At 47.4% G+C, this 17,796-nt stretch carries 18 protein-coding genes; 10 read left to right on the top strand and 8 right to left on the bottom strand.

What is annotated here, in order from left to right:
- The first annotated feature begins 18 nt into the window (after positions 1–18).
- The 5 genes from rplS (at position 19) to CLC91_RS04055 (ending at position 3,617) form a co-directional block, all read left to right on the top strand.
- Positions 19–366, top strand: a complete 348-nt coding sequence (gene rplS / locus CLC91_RS04075) for a 50S ribosomal protein L19 (RefSeq protein WP_095498074.1) — start codon at positions 19–21, stop codon at positions 364–366.
- 264 nt (positions 367–630) lie between these two features.
- On the top strand, positions 631–1,704 hold the full coding sequence (locus tag CLC91_RS04070) for a 3-deoxy-7-phosphoheptulonate synthase (RefSeq protein WP_095498075.1): 1,074 nt from the start codon (positions 631–633) through the stop codon (positions 1,702–1,704).
- Between the two features lie 2 nt (positions 1,705–1,706).
- Positions 1,707–2,843, top strand: a complete 1,137-nt coding sequence (gene tyrA / locus CLC91_RS04065; protein WP_095498076.1) for a bifunctional chorismate mutase/prephenate dehydrogenase — start codon at positions 1,707–1,709, stop codon at positions 2,841–2,843.
- Positions 2,844–2,912: 69 nt separating this feature from the next.
- Complete coding sequence (locus CLC91_RS04060) at positions 2,913–3,248, top strand: hypothetical protein (protein WP_095498077.1); 336 nt, start codon at positions 2,913–2,915, stop codon at positions 3,246–3,248.
- A gap of 9 nt (positions 3,249–3,257) precedes the next feature.
- Positions 3,258–3,617, top strand: a complete 360-nt coding sequence (locus CLC91_RS04055) for a VOC family protein (RefSeq protein ID WP_095500045.1) — start codon at positions 3,258–3,260, stop codon at positions 3,615–3,617.
- Between the two features lie 50 nt (positions 3,618–3,667).
- Here CLC91_RS04055 and CLC91_RS04050 read toward each other — a convergent pair whose 3' ends face one another.
- From CLC91_RS04050 to hpf, 3 genes are all read right to left on the bottom strand, one after another.
- Positions 3,668–4,267: a PhnA domain-containing protein gene (locus tag CLC91_RS04050; RefSeq protein ID WP_095498079.1), complete on the bottom strand. Its 600-nt coding sequence runs from the start codon at positions 4,265–4,267 to the stop codon at positions 3,668–3,670.
- A gap of 83 nt (positions 4,268–4,350) precedes the next feature.
- A complete protein-coding gene (gene pheA / locus CLC91_RS04045; protein ID WP_095498080.1) occupies positions 4,351–6,294 on the bottom strand; it encodes a prephenate dehydratase in 1,944 nt (647 codons plus the stop codon).
- A 281-nt stretch (positions 6,295–6,575) separates the two neighbouring features.
- A complete protein-coding gene (gene hpf / locus CLC91_RS04040) occupies positions 6,576–6,917 on the bottom strand; it encodes a ribosome hibernation-promoting factor, HPF/YfiA family (RefSeq protein WP_095498081.1) in 342 nt (113 codons plus the stop codon).
- Positions 6,918–7,126: 209 nt separating this feature from the next.
- Between hpf and CLC91_RS04035 the strand changes: the two genes are divergently transcribed.
- Entirely contained in the window at positions 7,127–7,831 is a 705-nt protein-coding gene (locus CLC91_RS04035) for a cytochrome b/b6 domain-containing protein (RefSeq protein WP_095498082.1), read from the top strand.
- A 52-nt stretch (positions 7,832–7,883) separates the two neighbouring features.
- Here the strand turns inward: CLC91_RS04035 and CLC91_RS04030 are convergent, their stop codons facing one another.
- From CLC91_RS04030 to aceK, 3 genes are all read right to left on the bottom strand, one after another.
- Complete coding sequence (locus tag CLC91_RS04030) at positions 7,884–8,336, bottom strand: c-type cytochrome (RefSeq protein ID WP_095498083.1); 453 nt, start codon at positions 8,334–8,336, stop codon at positions 7,884–7,886.
- Positions 8,337–8,521: 185 nt separating this feature from the next.
- Positions 8,522–9,100: an FKBP-type peptidyl-prolyl cis-trans isomerase gene (locus tag CLC91_RS04025; RefSeq protein ID WP_095498147.1), complete on the bottom strand. Its 579-nt coding sequence runs from the start codon at positions 9,098–9,100 to the stop codon at positions 8,522–8,524.
- A 70-nt stretch (positions 9,101–9,170) separates the two neighbouring features.
- Positions 9,171–10,868: a bifunctional isocitrate dehydrogenase kinase/phosphatase gene (gene aceK / locus CLC91_RS04020; RefSeq protein ID WP_095498084.1), complete on the bottom strand. Its 1,698-nt coding sequence runs from the start codon at positions 10,866–10,868 to the stop codon at positions 9,171–9,173.
- Positions 10,869–11,213: 345 nt separating this feature from the next.
- Here aceK and thrA point away from each other — a divergent pair, with 345 nt between their 5' ends.
- The 3 genes from thrA to thrC are packed head-to-tail and all read left to right on the top strand — an operon-like array spanning position 11,214 to position 15,927.
- A complete protein-coding gene (thrA, locus tag CLC91_RS04015; protein WP_095498085.1) occupies positions 11,214–13,676 on the top strand; it encodes a bifunctional aspartate kinase/homoserine dehydrogenase I in 2,463 nt (820 codons plus the stop codon).
- A complete protein-coding gene (gene thrB / locus CLC91_RS04010; RefSeq protein WP_095498086.1) occupies positions 13,673–14,641 on the top strand; it encodes a homoserine kinase in 969 nt (322 codons plus the stop codon). Before thrA ends, thrB begins: the two co-directional genes overlap by 4 nt.
- Positions 14,641–15,927: a threonine synthase gene (gene thrC, locus CLC91_RS04005; RefSeq protein ID WP_095500044.1), complete on the top strand. Its 1,287-nt coding sequence runs from the start codon at positions 14,641–14,643 to the stop codon at positions 15,925–15,927. Before thrB ends, thrC begins: the two co-directional genes overlap by 1 nt.
- Here thrC and ung read toward each other — a convergent pair.
- Positions 15,924–16,655 carry a uracil-DNA glycosylase gene (ung, locus tag CLC91_RS04000; protein WP_095498088.1) on the bottom strand — a complete coding sequence of 244 codons (732 nt, stop codon included), beginning with the start codon at positions 16,653–16,655 and terminating at the stop codon, positions 15,924–15,926. The genes thrC and ung overlap by 4 nt on opposite strands.
- A 130-nt stretch (positions 16,656–16,785) precedes the next feature.
- On the opposite strand from ung, the gene CLC91_RS03995 reads away from it, so the two are divergent.
- The gene (locus CLC91_RS03995) at positions 16,786–17,349 is read left to right on the top strand and encodes a hemerythrin domain-containing protein (protein ID WP_095498089.1); all 564 of its coding nucleotides are present in this window, start codon (positions 16,786–16,788) and stop codon (positions 17,347–17,349) included.
- A gap of 82 nt (positions 17,350–17,431) precedes the next feature.
- Here CLC91_RS03995 and CLC91_RS03990 read toward each other — a convergent pair whose 3' ends face one another.
- Positions 17,432–17,617 (bottom strand): DUF3545 family protein, encoded by a 186-nt coding sequence (locus CLC91_RS03990; protein WP_095498090.1) that lies wholly within the window; start codon positions 17,615–17,617, stop codon positions 17,432–17,434.
- Positions 17,618–17,796: the final 179 nt, after the last annotated feature.

Raw genomic sequence — 17,796 nt, 5'->3', positions numbered from 1 at the left:
CCTAGATTGGAGTTTATAATGAGCAATATCATCAAACAGCTCGAACAAGAGCAAATGAAGCAGGACCTACCAAAATTTGGTCCTGGTGATACCGTTGTAGTTCAAGTACGTGTTACTGAAGGTAACAAAACTCGTCTACAGGCTTTCGAAGGCGTTGTAATCGCGGTTAAGAACCGTGGTTTACACTCTGCATTCACTGTACGTAAGATTTCTAATGGCGAAGGTGTTGAGCGCTGCTTCCAGACTCACAGCCCACTTGTTGAAAAAATCGACGTTAAACGTCGTGGTCGTGTACGTCGTGCCAAACTTTACTACTTGCGTAGTCGTTCTGGTAAGTCTGCACGTATCCGTGAGAAGCTTAACTAAGCAACGCTCACCGATCAAAACAAGCATGTGTTCGCAGCAAAACCCGCCCTTTGGCGGGTTTTTGCTTTTTGGCTTCCCGCATAGGGGACGTACCCCTATTTTTTGTTTGCTCTCTTTTCAATGAGTTGCGGGGGTAGGGTACGTCCCCTATGATTTTTGAATTTAATTCACGGTTTTGTAAAACCTTCTTGAATCCTTTTTGTAGCCTAGGCATGCTGTGCTGACGTCTATTTTGGGCGCAGCTGAAAATAAGTGGTGATTACAATGCAGCAAGACAAAATTAATAATGTCCATATTTCTTCTGAGCAGGTCTTAGTTACGCCAACTGAGCTGGCTCAAAAACTGCCATTGTCGGACAACGCTTATCGATATATACGCTCTGCTCGAAAAACGGTGTCAGACATAGTGCATAAGCGCGACAACCGAGTGTTAGCCGTTGTCGGCCCTTGTTCTATTCATGATATTGAATCGGCTAAAGAATATGCGCTCAAGCTCAAAAAATTGCACGACGAACTCAACGACCAACTGTTCATTTTAATGCGCGTCTATTTTGAAAAGCCCCGCACAACGGTTGGTTGGAAAGGGCTAATAAACGATCCGCACATGGATAACTCTTTTGATGTTGAGCAAGGCTTACATACCGCCCGGGAGCTGCTAATTTGGTTGGCCGAGCTTGAACTGCCGGTGGCAACCGAAGCGTTAGACCCCATCAGCCCGCAATATTTATCGGAGTTAATTTCCTGGTCGGCCATTGGTGCTCGTACCACAGAGTCTCAAACCCACCGAGAAATGGCATCCGGGTTATCCATGCCGGTTGGTTTTAAAAACGGAACCGACGGTAAGCTTGGGGTTGCAATTAATGCCCTTAAGTCCGCTGCGAGCCAGCACCGCTTTATGGGAATCAATCCTTCAGGACAGGTCGCATTGCTGCAAACACAAGGCAATCCCGATGGGCATGTGATTTTACGCGGTGGCAGCCAACCTAATTACGATTCAGTGAACATTGCTCAGGCAGAACGTTTGCTTCATGACGCCGGCCTCACTGCTCGCCTAGTCGTGGATTGCAGTCATGGTAACTCCAATAAAGATCATCGTTTACAGCCGTTAGTGACAAAGAATGTGATGGCCCAAATTGTCGAAGGAAATCGCTCGATTATAGGCATCATGCTCGAAAGTCATTTGAAAGAAGGCAATCAATCAACAAACCTTGCTAAGCACGAGCTAGAATATGGGGTGTCTGTGACCGACGCTTGCATTGATTGGGACACCACAGAAACGCTCTTAAGAGAGTCAGCCGAAACGGTCGCTCCTGTGCTTGCAACGCGTTTTGAGGATTGATTATGCAAGAAAAAAGTACCCAAGATCTGGAACGCTTACGAGATCAAATTGACGACGTTGATCAGTCACTCATTAGTTTGCTGCGAAGACGTATGGACCTCGTCGCTCAAGTCGGCGCGGTTAAGCATAAGGCGGGTGTGCCGATATACGCGCCACAAAGAGAAGCGAGCATGCTGGCTAAACGTCGTAACGAAGCTCAAGAAGTTGGCATATCGCCGCAGCTTGTTGAAGATATATTGCGCCGCCTGATGCGCGAATCTTATTTGAACGAAAAAGACGTGGGCTTTAAGCAAATCAAGACAGACCTGCGCCCCATCGTTATTGTCGGAGGGCACGGTCAGCTTGGTGGTTTGTTCCATCAGATGCTGACGTTATCTGGCTATGAGGTTCGGATTTTAGATAAACACGATTGGGATCAGGCTGAAGCCATTTGCGACAATGCCAGCATGGTTATCGTGAGTGTGCCAATCAGTGTTACCGAGTCGGTTATTAGCCGCTTACCAACGTTAGCTGACGATTGCATTCTCGCGGATCTTACGTCAGTTAAAAGTAAGCCCGTAGCGGCGATGTTGGCTGCTCATAAAGGCCCGGTTGTTGGGTTGCATCCTATGTTTGGTCCTGATGTGGGCTCGTTAGCAAAGCAGTTAGTTGTGGTTTGCCACGGTCGCGATTCTGACGCTTATCAATGGCTGTTGGAGCAAATAAAAATCTGGGGTGCACGATTAGCCGAGGCCGATGCTCATCAGCACGATGAAGCCATGCAGCTGGTACAGGCCATGCGTCACTTTTCGTCGTTTGTTTACGGCTATAACCTGTATAAAGAAAATGCAGATTTGGACGTGCTACTGCAGTTCTCGTCGCCCATCTACCGGCTTGAACTGGCGATGGTCGGGCGCCTGTTTGCTCAGGATGCCGAACTGTATACTGACATTATTTTTGCTCAAGAGCATAGCCACGATGCCATTGCGGATTATTTGAAGCGCTATCAAGAAGCCTTAAAAATACTGCAAGCTGGTGATCGCGACCAGTTTATTGCGACGTTTAATGAGGTGGGGAAATGGTTTGGTGATTTTGCCGGTCAATTCCAAAGAGAGAGTCGAAATATGCTCAAATCGGCCAACGATTCACGGCAAATTTAACCCAGTGTTTAACGATTCTCATTTTCAAGCTATGCTTATGACTAACTGCATGGGCGAGAGAGGTGATTTTTGAATACCACGAATATCCGAAGTTCTACAACGGAAGATGGTACCTTGGCGCATTTACTGTACGCCTTGTTTCTCGCGTTCCCGCTCTACGGTTTACCGGCTGCATTAGGGTTTGTCATCAACCTAACCCAATCCACGACCCAAGACGGTTCTTTGGTGGCCAATCACGTTCGTTGGCAACGTCAGTCGGCCTGCATAGCCCTTCTAGGTTATGGGGTAAGCATCGCTGTGGCACCGGCTTGGCTTAGCATGTCAATTGTGTGTATTACCGCCAGCTGGTTTGCCTATCGTATTGTCAAAGGTTGGTTACGCCTGACCGATGGCTGCATGGTTTAATGAGTCATTATGAAAGCACCCATTAATTATATTGAATTGCCCGCCAACGACCTTGTTAAAATCAAGCGTTTCTTCAGTGACGTATTTGAATGGCAATTTAGCGATTATGGGGAGCAATACACAGCGTTTTCCAGCGCCAGTGCAGGACTTGATGGCGGCTTTTATTTGGCCCCCCTGTCATCGTCTACTGAAGCCGGTGCCGCATTAGTGGTGTTGTTTAGCGATGCGCTTGAAGCTTGCCTTGAGCAGGTGGTGGAGCACGGTGGCCGTGTTGTCAAACCCATTTTTGAATTTCCGGGCGGTAGGCGTTTTCACTTTTGCGACCCTTGCGGTAACGAATGGGCGGTATGGAGTTTGCCTGAAGCATAAAAAAAGCATCCGACAGGATGCTTTTATAGTTTGCAGCAATTGAGTCGCTATTATTGTCGCTCGGCCAAGGTAGAGCGCTTAACGTAATCGGAGATGATTACAATGCGAGTTCCATTAACTCGGCCTTCGATGTGCAATGGGTTACTGGTTAACGAGATATTGCGCACTGGCGTGCCTCGTTTGGCCGTGAAGTTGGCCCCTTTAACCACTAAATCTTTCATAAGGTGGACCGTATCGCCCTCAGACAGGCGAGCACCATTACAGTCTAACGTTGGCTCGGTATCGTCGTCTTCCGGCTCTTCATAACCCGCTTCAGCCCACGCTTGAGTATCTGGCTCGAGATAGAGCATATCCAGTAAATCTTGCGCCCAGGTTTCGCCTTTTTCAGTGAGCACCTTAAGTTGACGCCAAGCCACCACTTGCACCGCAGCGGTTTGACTCCACATGGAGTCATTGAGACAGCGCCAATGATTTGCGTCGACAAGATCTGGAGAGGTTAATTGCGCCTGACAAGTATCGCACGCGAGTACGCTATGCTCGGCATCGTCAGCAGCCGATGCAGGTACAGGGTAAACCGATAGAATTTTATCGGCACCGCATAGCTCACATTTACTGTCGGCACGTTGCATTAAAGTCACTTCAACGGACATGGCTGATTCCTAGTTGCAAAACCCTTATTTTATCGTATTTAACTTAGTACATCCTAATCTAAAAGCGAGGCCTACTCCGCAATTTAGTTATGAAGTTGTCGTTGCAATGTTTCGAATTGGTGCAAAGACAATTGATGCGCTTGAGCGTTTGGATGAACATTCAATAACACGCCGTCTGCGCCGATGGCTTTTGCGGCAATGGTTAACGCAGCTATCGCCTGCGAGTTTGATTCAACCGCACCTGGTTCAACTATCACAGGTAAATGGGATTCCTGTTTAAGTTGCTGAACCAAAGTTAAATCCAGCGTCAGTCGCTTACCCGTTTCCAATGTTTGCACGCCAGACTCGCATAAAATGACTTGTTGATTCCCCTGCGCCATGATGAGTTGAGCCGCCTGCAACCAATCTGAGATGGAGGCGGTATGAGCACGACGAAGGATAACCGGTTTGTGGCTCCGTCCTAAAGCGGTTAACAGCGCATGTTGCTGCATTTGGTTGGCTTCGAGCAAAAACACATCGGCAACCAGGCTAAGTGGCTGCACCTGCTGTGGCAATTGCACGTGACTGACATAAGCAAGCTCCATGCTACGAGCTACCGAAGCGACTTGATTAGCCTGTTGCTCGGTGATGTCGCTATTACCCGCAACCAAGGCACAAGCGCCAAATTCCCGCAGTGTTTTGGCACTGTCATCTAACTGAATGGAACTGTTCCACTCAGACGGCCCTGCAATAGTGGCAAACTGCTCGCTACCAAGCGTATGAACGCCCAGCTGAACTTGGGTAGTGTCGTATTTGTGAGCTCGAGAGCTCAGCGGTCTATCATTACTGTTAAGCGCTCCTTGCTCAGGTAGTGTTAATTGCGAAGCGGTTAAATGCACCGGGCTCACTTCGTCGCGAGCGTAACAACCTAAGACCTTAATAAAGCGGGTTAATCGAGTGAGCTGAGCCAACGCATCTTTTAACGATTGACTGGCTAAATTGGCCTCGACGTCAACGTAGAACATCTCTTCACCCAGATTACCTTGTATCGGGCGAGATTCCAGTTTGCACATATTAATGCCGTGGGTCTTCAACACGATAAGTGCATCCACCAAAGCACCAGGTTTTTGCCCAGTGGCCATAATAAACGTCGTTTTAGCGGGTACTTGCTGAGGTACTTCTACCGGTTTTGGGGCCACCACGATAAAGCGGCTACTATTTTGTTGCTGGTTGGCAATGCCTTTTTCTACGGCGCATAGCTCAAACGCTTTTCCGCCTTCTTCAGAGCCCACTGCCGCCACGTTGTCGTCAGTTGATTCCGACACCGCTAGCATGGCATCGGCGGTTGAAGCACAATACACCGGTGTGATGTGCCCTTGAGACTTTAAAAAACGGCTGCACTGACTAATGGCTTGAGGGTGACCGTAGACTTTGCGCACTTGCTCCAAAGGTTGACTGGTTTTAGCCAGTATGCAGTGGTTAACTTCGATGCGAGTTTCGGCTGTAATGGCTAAGTTAGTGTGTTGCAGCAAGTCATAAACTTCATTGATACTGCCGCTGGAGGTATTCTCGATAGGCAATAAACCATAGTCCGCTTGACCGGATTCAACCGCATGAATAACTTCGTCGAACGTGCCACAGCCAAGTTGTTGGAAATCAGCACCTTGGCGAGCACAAAAACGGCTAGAGGCCAAATAGCTGTAGGCACCTTTAGCGCCTAAAAACGCCACCCGGTAGGCCGGTTTGGAGGTGTCTGGATTGGCTCTTTGCGCTAAAAAGGCTTGTTGGTTTAGCACTGAATCTTCAATGATTGTCTGAAACAGACGTGTCACGTAGTGAGCGTCTAATCCCTGAGTTCGGCCTTCGGTTATTAACCGCGTTAACAGCTGTTGTTCTCGCTCCACATCGCGGATGGGCTTGAGGGTGCTTTCTTTGCTCAAGGCGACATTTAAGCTGAGCGCTCGACGTTTGGCCAACAGGTCGATGAGGTCTCGATCCAACTGAGTGATTGCTTGGCGAGTATCAGTTAGTGGCGGCGCTTTAGCCATTATTGTGTCCTCTTTCAAAATAAAAAAGCCTCCAAATTAAGGAGGCTTTGCAATTGGGGGTTTAACATGCAGCAACGCCTCTACTAACTTTGGTCAGTAAAGATAAAAAATCGTGTGAATAGCACGATGTCGTCTATTGGTTGTCTGCGTTGAGTCATGGCTTTAAAACTACTGAATGCTGTCAGGGCTGTCAATTGAAAAATGGTTAGCTTCAAAAGCAGCAAGCCGCAATGGATGCGGCTTGCGTTAACAAAGCGGTCGTTCGAAAACCGTTAACAGGATTAAGCGGCGGCTTCGTCGGTAATTTCTTCTGGCTCTTCAAATACCGGTCGTTGTCTGCGAGAAGACTCGGCTTTGTGAGTTTGCTTATTTAGCTGGCGCTCAAGCTTTTGCCCTAGCGCGGTAATGGCGACGTAAAGATCCTCTGCTTTGGCTTGAGCAAACAGCTTGCCATTGGCGATATTAACGGTGGCTTCAATCTTAAATTGCTGTCGCTCTTGGGTAATAATGACGTGAGGTGTGTTAAGAGGAACTTCGTGCTTAGCCAATTTTTCGAAACGAGAATTTAGACGTTCGCGGATAGAGTCGGTTACGTTGAACTGCTTACTGGTGATATTGATCATAGGCTACCTCTTCTCTTTAGTTAATTTCAGATTATCACTATTTTTCAGAAAAAATGTGAGTTTGATCAATAAAATTGGCTGTTTTGGCGTGTTTGCATAGGAATTAAACACTTGCTCAAATTTCTGCTGTTTTCTCTGATCTAGGGCTTGTTTTTAGCCTGAATTGGCTCCAATATGGGCGAGATAATAAACCCCTTAGGAGCCTGTTGATGACTCCATCTGCTAACAATTCTTCAACCCCTTCGTCGCAAAAAGTTCCGGTTTGGGACCTACCGATTCGACTCTTTCATTGGTTAAGCATCGCTTGCTTTATCGGTTTATGGTGGAGTGCGGACTCAGCAGAAATGAGTCTGCACATGATTTTTGGTTACTGCTTTGCCACGCTCCTGCTCATGCGATTGGTTTGGGGTGTTATGGGCAGTGATACCGCTCGTTTTAGTCAATTTGTGGTGGCCCCTAAAAAAGCCTTGGCATACTTAACATTATTGCTTCAAGGAAAACTGCCGCCAACGGCAGGGCATAACCCATTGGGGGGCTATATGGTGGTCTTAATGCTCGCCGTTATGCTGGTTCAACTGGTGACTGGCCTCTTTAGTAGTGATGAGATATTTACCGAAGGCCCGTTGGCGCAATACGCATCCGCTGAGTGGGTGTCCTGGTTAACCTGGCTACACAAGAACAATTTTGACCTTTTGCTCATTTGCGCGGCCATTCATATTGCAGCGGTTGCGATTCATTCTATCAAGGGGGAAAAGCTCATAGCTGCTATGATCCATGGCCGCAAGCCAGCGGCCCAAATTCAACCCGGGACGTCACTTAGGTTTGTGGCGTTTTGGAAAGCAGCGCTGTTAATGACAATCACAGGCGTGCCAATCTATTGGTTTATGATTCGGCCGATCCTCAATTTTTGGTAGCAAAGTAAACATAAAAAAACCGGCATTAGCCGGTTTTTTTAATCAGCTGAGATTAATCTTTTTTGTAAGTATCGTGACAGCCTTTACAGTTCATGGCCACCTGCTTGAATGCTTGGCCAAGCGCTTTTTTGTCGGCTTTAGCTGCAGCTACTTCAGCCAATTTGGCGCTGTCATTCTGTAGGTCAAGTAAGCGTTTGTTGAAGTCATCCATGTTGTCCCAAACTTTAGGAAGCGCTTCGGTATCACCTTTGTCAGTGCCGTCTTCAAAGCCTTCCGCCGGAATATGAGCTAAGGCGGCTACGTTGGCGGCGCGTTGTGCAAACTCATCGGCGTTGAAGGCTTTTTTACCTTTAAGCATATCGCCCATGTTACCGAAGTTGTGGGCCATCAGTGAAAATGCCTTTTGACGATATTCGATAGCCGCTTCTGGTGAACGAAACTCACTGGCAACTACCGCACCGCATACCGCTAATCCAATTAATGCAGCACTGGCTTTCTTAAACATTGTTAATCCTCACAGTTATTGTTGTTTTTGCGACGCTTATCTTACCCTTGGAGCTAACAAACATCTATGGAAAGCCGGTTAAATCTCGTAAAATTTTGGCGATTGGGCAATCAATAGTGCCGTATAAAGGCTACAAAAAAGCCTGCATAAGAGCAGGCTTTTAGATGGGGTAGCTTGATTGGCCGTTAGTGGTGATGACCGCCACAACCGCCACTGCCGTTGCAATCGCCGTTACCACCGCCGCCACAGCAACCGCCTTCTGCTTTAGCTTCGCTGTCGCCACCGCAACAACCGCCGCTGCCTTCGTGCACATGGCCGTGGGCTATTTCTTCGGCGCTGGCATCGCGAATATCTACGATTTCAACGTCAAAACTTAAGGCCACTCCAGCGAGCGGGTGGTTACCATCAACGACAATGGTTTCGTCTTTTACTTCAACAACTTGCACAGGTCGTTGGCCAGCATCGGTTTCCGCAATAAAACGCATGCCAGGAACGATTTCTTCAATGTCGCCGAACGCTTCTACCGGTACTTCTTGGCGTAAAGCTTCTTGGAATTCACCGTAGGCGTCAGCGGCAGCAACATCGGCTGTGAGTTTGTCACCAACCTGTTTACCGGTTAATTGGGATTCTAAGCCCGGAATCATGTTGTCAGCGCCGTGAATGTAAACCATTGGCTCACCGTCAAACGAGCTTTCAATTAACTGGCCTTGAGCGTCGCTCAGGCGGTAGTGCAAAGTCACAACTTTGTGATCAGAAATAGTCATGGGGCCTCCAAAATAGTTGTCGGCATCATACTGCATCCACCGAACACAAAGAAGTGACCTAGGTTCCAATTTAACGGATTTTGCAAGAATTGGGGTAGGGGTAGACGTCCGCTTGGATCCCTTGCGCGACTTTCTGTTGTTGTTTCTTCCAGTAACGTGCACTTAGCAAGTCTTGGTGATGCTTTAAAAAAATGCGTCGAACTCGAGGGTCTGTTAACAGAAAACGGGCGAACTCTTCTGGGAACACGTCGTTGGGAGCAACCGAATACCAGGGCTCTGCGGCCATTTCGTCTTCTGGGTAGCGAGCTGGGGGAATGTCTCGAAAATTGCATTCATGCAGATAACATACTTCGTCGTAATCGTAGAAAATGACTCTGCCGTGGCGACTGACGCCAAAGTTCTTAAACAACATGTCGCCAGGAAAAATGTTAGCGGCAATCATGTCTTTGAGTGCCTGACCGTATTCTTGAATCACCAATTCCAGCGCTTGATTAGAGGCGCTTTCAATGAAGAGGTTTAACGGTGTTAAGCGCCGCTCAACGTAACAATGCTCTATCACTACCTTATTGTCACTAATCACTAACTCTGATGGGGCGTGCTCAGACAGTTCATCCAACAATGCTTGGCTGAAGCGATTTCTTGGTAAGCTTAAGCGGCTAAACCTATGGGTGTCAGCCATTCGCCCAACTCGGTCGTGACGTTTAACTAGGGCGTATTTATCAACAACGAGGGCTTTATTAGCGTCTTTAGGCGGTGCAAATTTATCTTTTATCACTTTGAATACAACCGGGTAGCTGGGGAGGGTGAACACTGTCATCACCATTCCTTTAATCCCATCGGCACACACCAATTGCTCATCACTGTTGTCGAGATGATTAATAAAGTCTCGGTATAGCTCTGTTTTACCGTGTTTTTGAAATCCAATCGAGGCGTATAACTCCGCCAAACTTTTGTTGGGCATCAACTTTTGTAAGGCAGCCACTAAGGCGCCGGGGTTCTCGGTTTCCACCATGAAGTAAGATCGTGCAAAGCTAAACACCAAACTGAGGTTATCTTGGCCAACGACCAGTGCATCGAGCACTATGGCGCCCTCTTTATGGGCGAAAGCCAACGCTATGGGCAAAACAAAGCCGTCATCGTTGCGCAGAGCACCAATAATATAAGCGCCTTTATTGCGATAAAAACAGGTGTTGATGAGTTTTAAAGTATGGCACTCATGCTCTAACCCAAGTTGCAGCAACTCATCGGCCGCCATATTCAACCCGTGCTGCCAGTTTTGGGCACTATACCAAGGCATATGATTTAGGTGGCGCAATAAGGTTTGTTTGAGCTGACGGCCAACGTCAAACTTAATAAACTGCGACTGCAAATCAAAGCTGCTTTTCGGTGGCGTATCGCTGACGTATAGGTAGGTATTATCGAGCTGTTTATGGCGAAACAATCGGGCAAAAACTGAATTAAAGAAAGTTTGCGCTAACTCTGCCTGAGGGTGCTGTTGCAATAACCTTGAATAAGCACATTTAGTCAATTGCCACAGCTCAGTAGAAATAACCGGCTTTTCTAACCATTGAATGAGTTCACCACTGGTTTGACTGACGATCAAGCTGTATTGGTTGATTCGGGCACGCTGCGCCGTTTGTGCTTGTTGCCATTGTGCTTGCGAAAAACGCTCTGAAGCGCCACGGGTATTGCGCATAAACAATCGAAAATGTTTCTCGAATCCAAGTAGGATCCGATAGGCGAGTTTGTCAGGTAATACTTGCGACATGATGGCAAATCCATTTTCTTTTCACTGTATCTAAGCCTCTGGCTATACTCAAGTGCTCGCGTCTTTGAATGCCATTATGAAAAAAATTGATTCGCCCAGTGCAAGGCTTGACTTTAAATGAGGCGCTACGTCATTCTAGAAACCAACAAGATGTATTTTACAAACAAAATTAAACAAGAGAATCATGATTAGCACTTGTCGCACGATTACAACCATTACCACAACCACGACAATTGGAATTGTTGTGACGGGCTAATCGTAGCGAGAACTTAATCAAATATACGAGCCCGTTTCCCAACCGAAGCGGGCTTTTTTTTATGACTAAACAGTCTCTAGGAGCATCATATGAAAGTTGTTAAGTTTGGCGGCACCTCTCTTGGCGATTGGACTCGTTTTGCCAACGTAGCCGATATACTACGCCGCCAATCAGACCATGCGGTGCTGGCGGTTGTGCTTTCGGCTCCTGCAACGGTGACCAATAACCTCATTAACGCACTCAAATTAGCAACGACTGGCGAAAACGCCTCAACCTCCTTAGAGGCTGTTGAAACCGTCTATCGTGCCTTGGCGAATGGGGCAAAAGATCGGCTTAACGAGCAAGCGCAAGCCCGCTTTAATGAGCAACTGCAAGCGCAATTATCTTTATGGCAAAGCCAGCTTAAAGGTGTAGAGCTTCTAAGGCAGTGTCCTGACAGTGTGTATGCCCGCTTTGTTTGCGCCGGTGAAAAGCTTTCCGTGGGCTTGATGAATTTGTTACTTGAACAATCTGGGCTGTCGGTGAGTAAACTTGCACCGGAAAAGGTACTGTTTGCACAGGGAGATGTATTGGAAGCCGTGGTTGATATTCCGAAAAGCCAAGCCTTGATCGGTGACTTGCAATGGGATTCTCAGCAGGTTTGGCTACTGCCGGGTTTTAGTGCTGGCAACGCCGATGGTCAACAAGTATTGCTTGGACGCAATGGTTCCGACTACTCTGCAGCCGTGTTAGCGGCGATTGCTGGTGCCAGTCGCTGTGAGATCTGGACCGATGTCGACGGGGTCTACAATTGCGACCCGCGTATTGTTGCTAACGCTAAAATGATGAAGCGATTAAGCTATCAAGAAGCCATGGAATTGTCGTATTTTGGTGCCAAAGTACTGCATCCGAAAACCATTGCTCCCATTGCCCAATACCACATTCCGTGCGTTATTAAGAACACCATGAACCCTGAAGGAGAAGGTTCATTAGTGTCTACTACCACAGACAGCAGCGAGCGGGTAAAGGCCATTTCCAATCTTGATGATATCACCATGGTTGAGGTGTGCGGTCCAGGTATGAAAGGAATGGTGGGTATGGCATCCCGAGTTTTTGGAGCCATATCCCGCACCGGTGTTTCGGTTAGCCTAATCACCCAAAGTTCCTCCGAGTACAGCGTGAGTTTTTGCGTAGCGGAGGAAGATGCTATGACCGCGCAAACCACCCTAGAGCAAGAGTTCGAGCTAGAGTTAGCGTCAGAATTATTAGAGCCCATCAAATTGATGCCCAAGTTGGCGATTGTCTCTTTGATCGGTGATGGTATGCGCACTTATAAAGGAGTTGCTGCTAAATTCATCAGTGCCATCAGCCAAGCCGGTGCAAACATTGTAGCCTTGGCGCAGGGCAGTAGTGAGCGCTCCATTTCAGTGGTGATTGGTGAACATCGCGTGCGAGCGGCTGTAGCCGCCAGTCATCAAGCGTTTTTTGATAGTCGTTGGTATGTCGATTTGATTCTGGTTGGCAATGGCCATGTCGGCTCAGAATTGCTTAAGCAACTGCACCTGCAAGCCGGCAGCTTAAATCAGCAAAACATAGCCATTCGACTGGTGGGGGTAAGCAACTCGCGCAAAATGTTGTTGGATGAGCAGGGTATTGATCTTGACAATTGTAATGCGCTTCTCGAGAAAAGTGCTCGAACGGCTAAGATAAACGACTTAGTTGATTGGGTTAAAGCCCAAGAATTCCATAATCCGGTGCTGGTGGACTGCACAAGTAACGATACCGTAGCCAGAGCTTATCCCGAGTTTTTAGCGGCCGGTATGCACGTAGTTACCCCCAATAAGAAGGCCAACACCGCCCAGCAGTCGTTTTATAACGAGCTTAGGCAGGTGGCTTTAGCGCATCGACGTCTGTTTCTATACGAAACCACAGTCGGCGCTGGCTTACCTGTGATTGATAACCTAAAGAAGTTATTGGCAGCAGGGGACAAGCTGCATCGATTTGAAGGCGTACTGTCTGGGTCGTTGTCCTATATTTTCGGCGAGTTACAAAATGGCATGAGCTTGTCTCAAGCTACGAAAATTGCGCGGGAGAAGTGCTTTACCGAACCGGATCCACGGGATGATCTCAGTGGCATGGATGTTGCCCGAAAAGTGTTAATCCTCGCTCGTGAAGCAGGTTTAACCATGGAGCTGTCCGACATCGAAGTAGAGGGCGTGCTTCCCTCATGGTTTGATGCCAGTGGTGATACCGAAGACTTTATGGCAAGGCTTGGTGAACTTGACGAGTGGATGGCAACGCGCATTGAAAAGGCTGCACAACAGCATAAAGTGCTACGCTACCTAGGTATTATTGAACAAGGAAAATGTCAGGTCAAAGTAGTGGAAGTGGCCGCCGATGAGCCATTATATACTGTGGTAGATGGTGAGAACGCTTTGGCGTTCTACAGTCGCTATTATCAGCCGCTGCCCTTCGTGTTGAGAGGCTACGGCGCTGGAACTTCGGTAACTGCTGCCGGTGTTTTTGCTGACATTCTACGCACCCTAAACTGGCGCAGAGAGGTAAGTTTATGAGCCGAAAAGTAAGCGCCTATGCACCGGCATCCATGGGTAACCTAGGGGTTGGCTTCGATTTGCTTGGGGCTGCGTTGGCGCCTGTGACGGGCGAGCCTTTAGGCGATGTGGTAACGGTTGAGCGCAGCGCTGTTGAGCATGGCCTTGAATTGTCTGTTGATGGGGAATGGAGCGACGCGTTACCGCTAGACCCCCAGCAAAACATCGTGTTGAAATGCGCCCAAGCTTATTACCAGAAAGCGGCAGATCTGGGGTTGGAGATAACAGCAGCACCGATTAAGCTTAGTTTGACTAAAAACCTGCCGGTTGGCAGTGGTTTAGGGTCGAGTGCCAGTTCAGTGGTAGCGGCGCTCGCCGCACTTAATGGCTACTATAACAATGCAATGGATAAGGCGACACTATTGCAATTAATGGGGGAGTTAGAAGGCCAAATTAGTGGCTCAATTCATTTTGATAATGTCGCGCCTAGCTATTTAGGGGGCATTCAATTAATGGTAGGCCATGGTGATGAGCCGAGCGTAACCGTGCCTAGCTTCGATGACTGGTACTGGCTAATCGCTTACCCTGGCATTAGCCTATCCACCGCTACCATGCGCTCGTTGCTTCCTGAGCAAGTTACGCTACCCACCACCATAAGCTATGGGCAGAATTTGGCCGCATTTATTCATGCAAGCCATAGCAAAAATTCACCATTGGCGCTGGCCAATATTCAAGACGTGTTAGCGGAGCCTTACCGAGCTGAGCATATTCCAGGCTTCGTAGCAGCACGCGCGGCACTGCTTGAGCTGGGTATGTCATGTTGCAGTATTTCTGGCAGTGGACCTACCTTGTTTTCGGTCTGTAGAGATTTATCGCTTGCCGAGCAAGGGCTTAGCTATCTTAAACAACACTACCTGCAAAGCTCGCAAGGCTTTGCCTATATCTGTCGCCTCGATCCAAACGGTTGCCAATTGGAGTACAGCTAATGGAATTATTTAATTTAAAACACCCTCAACAAAAGGTGAATTTTCAACAAGCACTGACTCAAGGTTTAGGTAAAGATAGAGGACTGTTTTTTCCAACAAAAGTACCGACACTGAGCGATATAGAAGAATTGCTGACATTGCCGTTTGTAGAGCGTAGTCAACAGATTTTAGGCGCGTGGTTAGCGGAAGAAATTGGCCAAACTCGAGTCGATAGCATCGTTGAAAACGCGTTTAACTTTGAATTGCCATTACAGGCGGTGACCGAACAAACCTTTTGTCTAGAATTGTTTCATGGGCCAACCTTAGCGTTCAAAGATTTCGGGGCGCGATTCATGGCTCAATGCCTGTCGCAACTTAATCCTAATCGGAAGATTACCATTCTAACAGCGACCAGTGGCGACACTGGGGCGGCGGTTGCGGATGCTTTTTATGGGTTAGATAACGTACAGGTGGTGATCTTATACCCTAAAGGGCGCATAAGTGAGCTGCAGGAGAAGATGTTTTGTACTTTGGGGGGTAACATTGCAACGGTGGCCATTGATGGTGACTTTGACCAATGTCAGGCCTTGGTGAAACTGGCTTTTGAAGATCAGGAGCTAAAGCAGGCGTTATCGCTCAACTCGGCCAATTCGATCAATATCAGTCGATTGTTGGCGCAAATTTGCTACTACTTTGAGGGCGTGGCTTTGCTTAATCAAGGGCTTGAGCGCGAGATCGTTATCTCAGTGCCTTCCGGTAATTTTGGCAATATTACTGCAGGCTTGTTGGGTAAAGCTATGGGGTTACCCGTTGAGCGATTTGTGGCTGCCACCAATATTAACGATACTGTGCCAAGATATTGGAACAATGGTCATTGGCAGGTTAATGCCACCCAAGCCACAGCTTCTAATGCCATGGACGTATCGGATCCAAGCAACTGGCCACGGGCGCAGTATCTTATGGAGCATTACTTATCTCGTCAGTGCCTACAAGCCATTTCTGTTGACGAAGCAGCGACGTTAAATCGTCTTAAGACCATGCATCAACAGGGCTATGTCAGTGAGCCTCATGCCGCTGTTGCTGCGCAAGCTCTCGAGCAAGGGTTAGCGCCGCATCAGCTTGGCATCTTTTTAGGAACGGCGCATCCGAGTAAGTTTAAACAAAGTGTCGAGCAGAGCTTAGCCATCGAGCTAGCCCTGCCCAAAGAACTCGCCGCGGTAGTGAATAAGCCATTGTTGTCGCACAACTTAGCCGCTGACTATCAAGAGTTAAGGCACTACTTATTCGACAGCTTGTTATCAGATTAAAGAAGCTTTTGAACACTGTGCTGAGGCTGCCAGTCAATGGCCGACAAGCCCCGTTGAGCTAATAACTGATTGGCGAGACTAAAGCAGCGACTGCCTATAAAAGCGGGTGCCGATGCAGATGAGCGTCGAGCCCCCAGAGGACTTGGATGACTGGTTTTAATCAACGAATGGTTAGTGGTGTCCAGTTGCCGACATAATTTATGGGCAAATGCTCCCCAACTGAGAAAAACAGCCCCAGGATGGTATCGATTAATGTATTCAATAACGCGCTGGGTAAACGTTTGCCAACCAAGCTTGAGATGACTGCCAGGCTGACCTTGGGTAACAGTAAGGCTTGCATTCAGTAAAAATACGCCTTGTTCAGCCCAATGAGTTAAGTCGCCATTGTCGCTCATTTCTATAGCTAAATCGGACTGCAATTCTTTGTAGATGTTTCTTAACGAAGGGGGCAGCTTTGTGCCATTTGGAACACTGAATGACAGGCCCATGGCTTGACCGGGATTAAAGTAGGGGTCTTGACCAATAATAACCACTTTAATGGCACGAAACGCTGTTAGGCGAAAAGCATTAAAGCAGTGTTGAAAGTCAGGGAAAATGGTTTCTTGGCTACGGCGTTGCTCAAGAGAGGTGAGCAAGCTTTGCATGTATTCTTGTTCAATTTCAGTGCGAATGAAATCAGCCCAATCGGAGTGTGCGACTTGCTGCAATAACGTCTGTTTTAATGGCATTGATACGGTTCGCAAGTTAGCGAGAAAAACCTAAGTTTATATGATCCTTATCAAACTTAAATCACTTTTCTGGTCAGAGTAGTGCCGATTTATTCTATAGTGCACAGAGAGCTATAGAAAGGAACAGACTATGTTGACACGTTTATATGAAGACCACCGCAACATAACGGTATTGCTGGATGTTCTGCAAGCCATCGCTGAAAAATTAAAGCGCAGCCAAAAAGTGAATATGAGCCTAGTAAGTGATGTGATTAATTACATGCAAAACTACGGCGATCGCTGTCATCATCCTGTAGAAGACATCATTTATAATTATTATTGTCAGCATTATCCTGCTCAGGGCAGTGACACCTTGTCTCAGTTAACGGTAGAGCATGAACGCCTGCAACAAGCCAACGAAATGTTAAGCCATAGCGTAAACATGGTACTTAACGATGTAATGGTACCGATGGAGCAATTAGTTGCCGAGATTGAACATTACATTGATATGCAGCGTCAGCACTTAGGTTTTGAGGAACAGGACATATTTCCTCAGCTTGAAGTGAATATGAGTACAAACGACTGGCAAGAGATTTCAACTGAGTTGCAACCTTTGTTTCAACGAGACCCATTATTTGGAAACGAAGGAAAAGCTGAATTTCAAGCATTGAAGCAATACATAAACGACGATACTTATGTCGATAGTGCGCCTTAACGTTGGGCACGCCGCCGCGAACTGCAATCTTTAGAAACAAAAAAAGCGCCCTTATTGAGGCGCTTTTTGGTGTCACTAAGTCTTACAAGCCCAGACTATCGAGATCGTAATCCAGTCCTGGCTCCAATTCTTGGAGTTCTTTCATGAGGCGATGCTTTTCTTTCAAAGCTTCAATTTCGCGGAACTTACGTTTTTTGTTTGAGCTACGAGAACGGGTTGGTTTCTCGATTACTTCCCCAATTGCGTTGCCAAAGTCTAAGCGATCCATGAGCTAACTCCCTTGTTATTTTTGGTGTTATGACTGACTTAATAACACAGTCTAAAAACAGCATGCAACAACTTTGTTACATGGGTGTTACTTAATTGTTGGGAGTTTTTTGCTGCAAAAGTGTTCTAATTGCTTGTTATTAAAGCGAAGCCGACTAAAAAGTCGGCTTATTTTGTACA

Origin of the sequence: Paraferrimonas haliotis (genome assembly GCF_002282895.1) — a bacterium.
Lineage (GTDB): Bacteria > Pseudomonadota > Gammaproteobacteria > Enterobacterales > Shewanellaceae > Paraferrimonas > Paraferrimonas haliotis.
The sequence above is the reverse complement of the archived record's forward strand: the minus strand, read 5'-3'. Positions and strand labels throughout refer to the sequence as shown.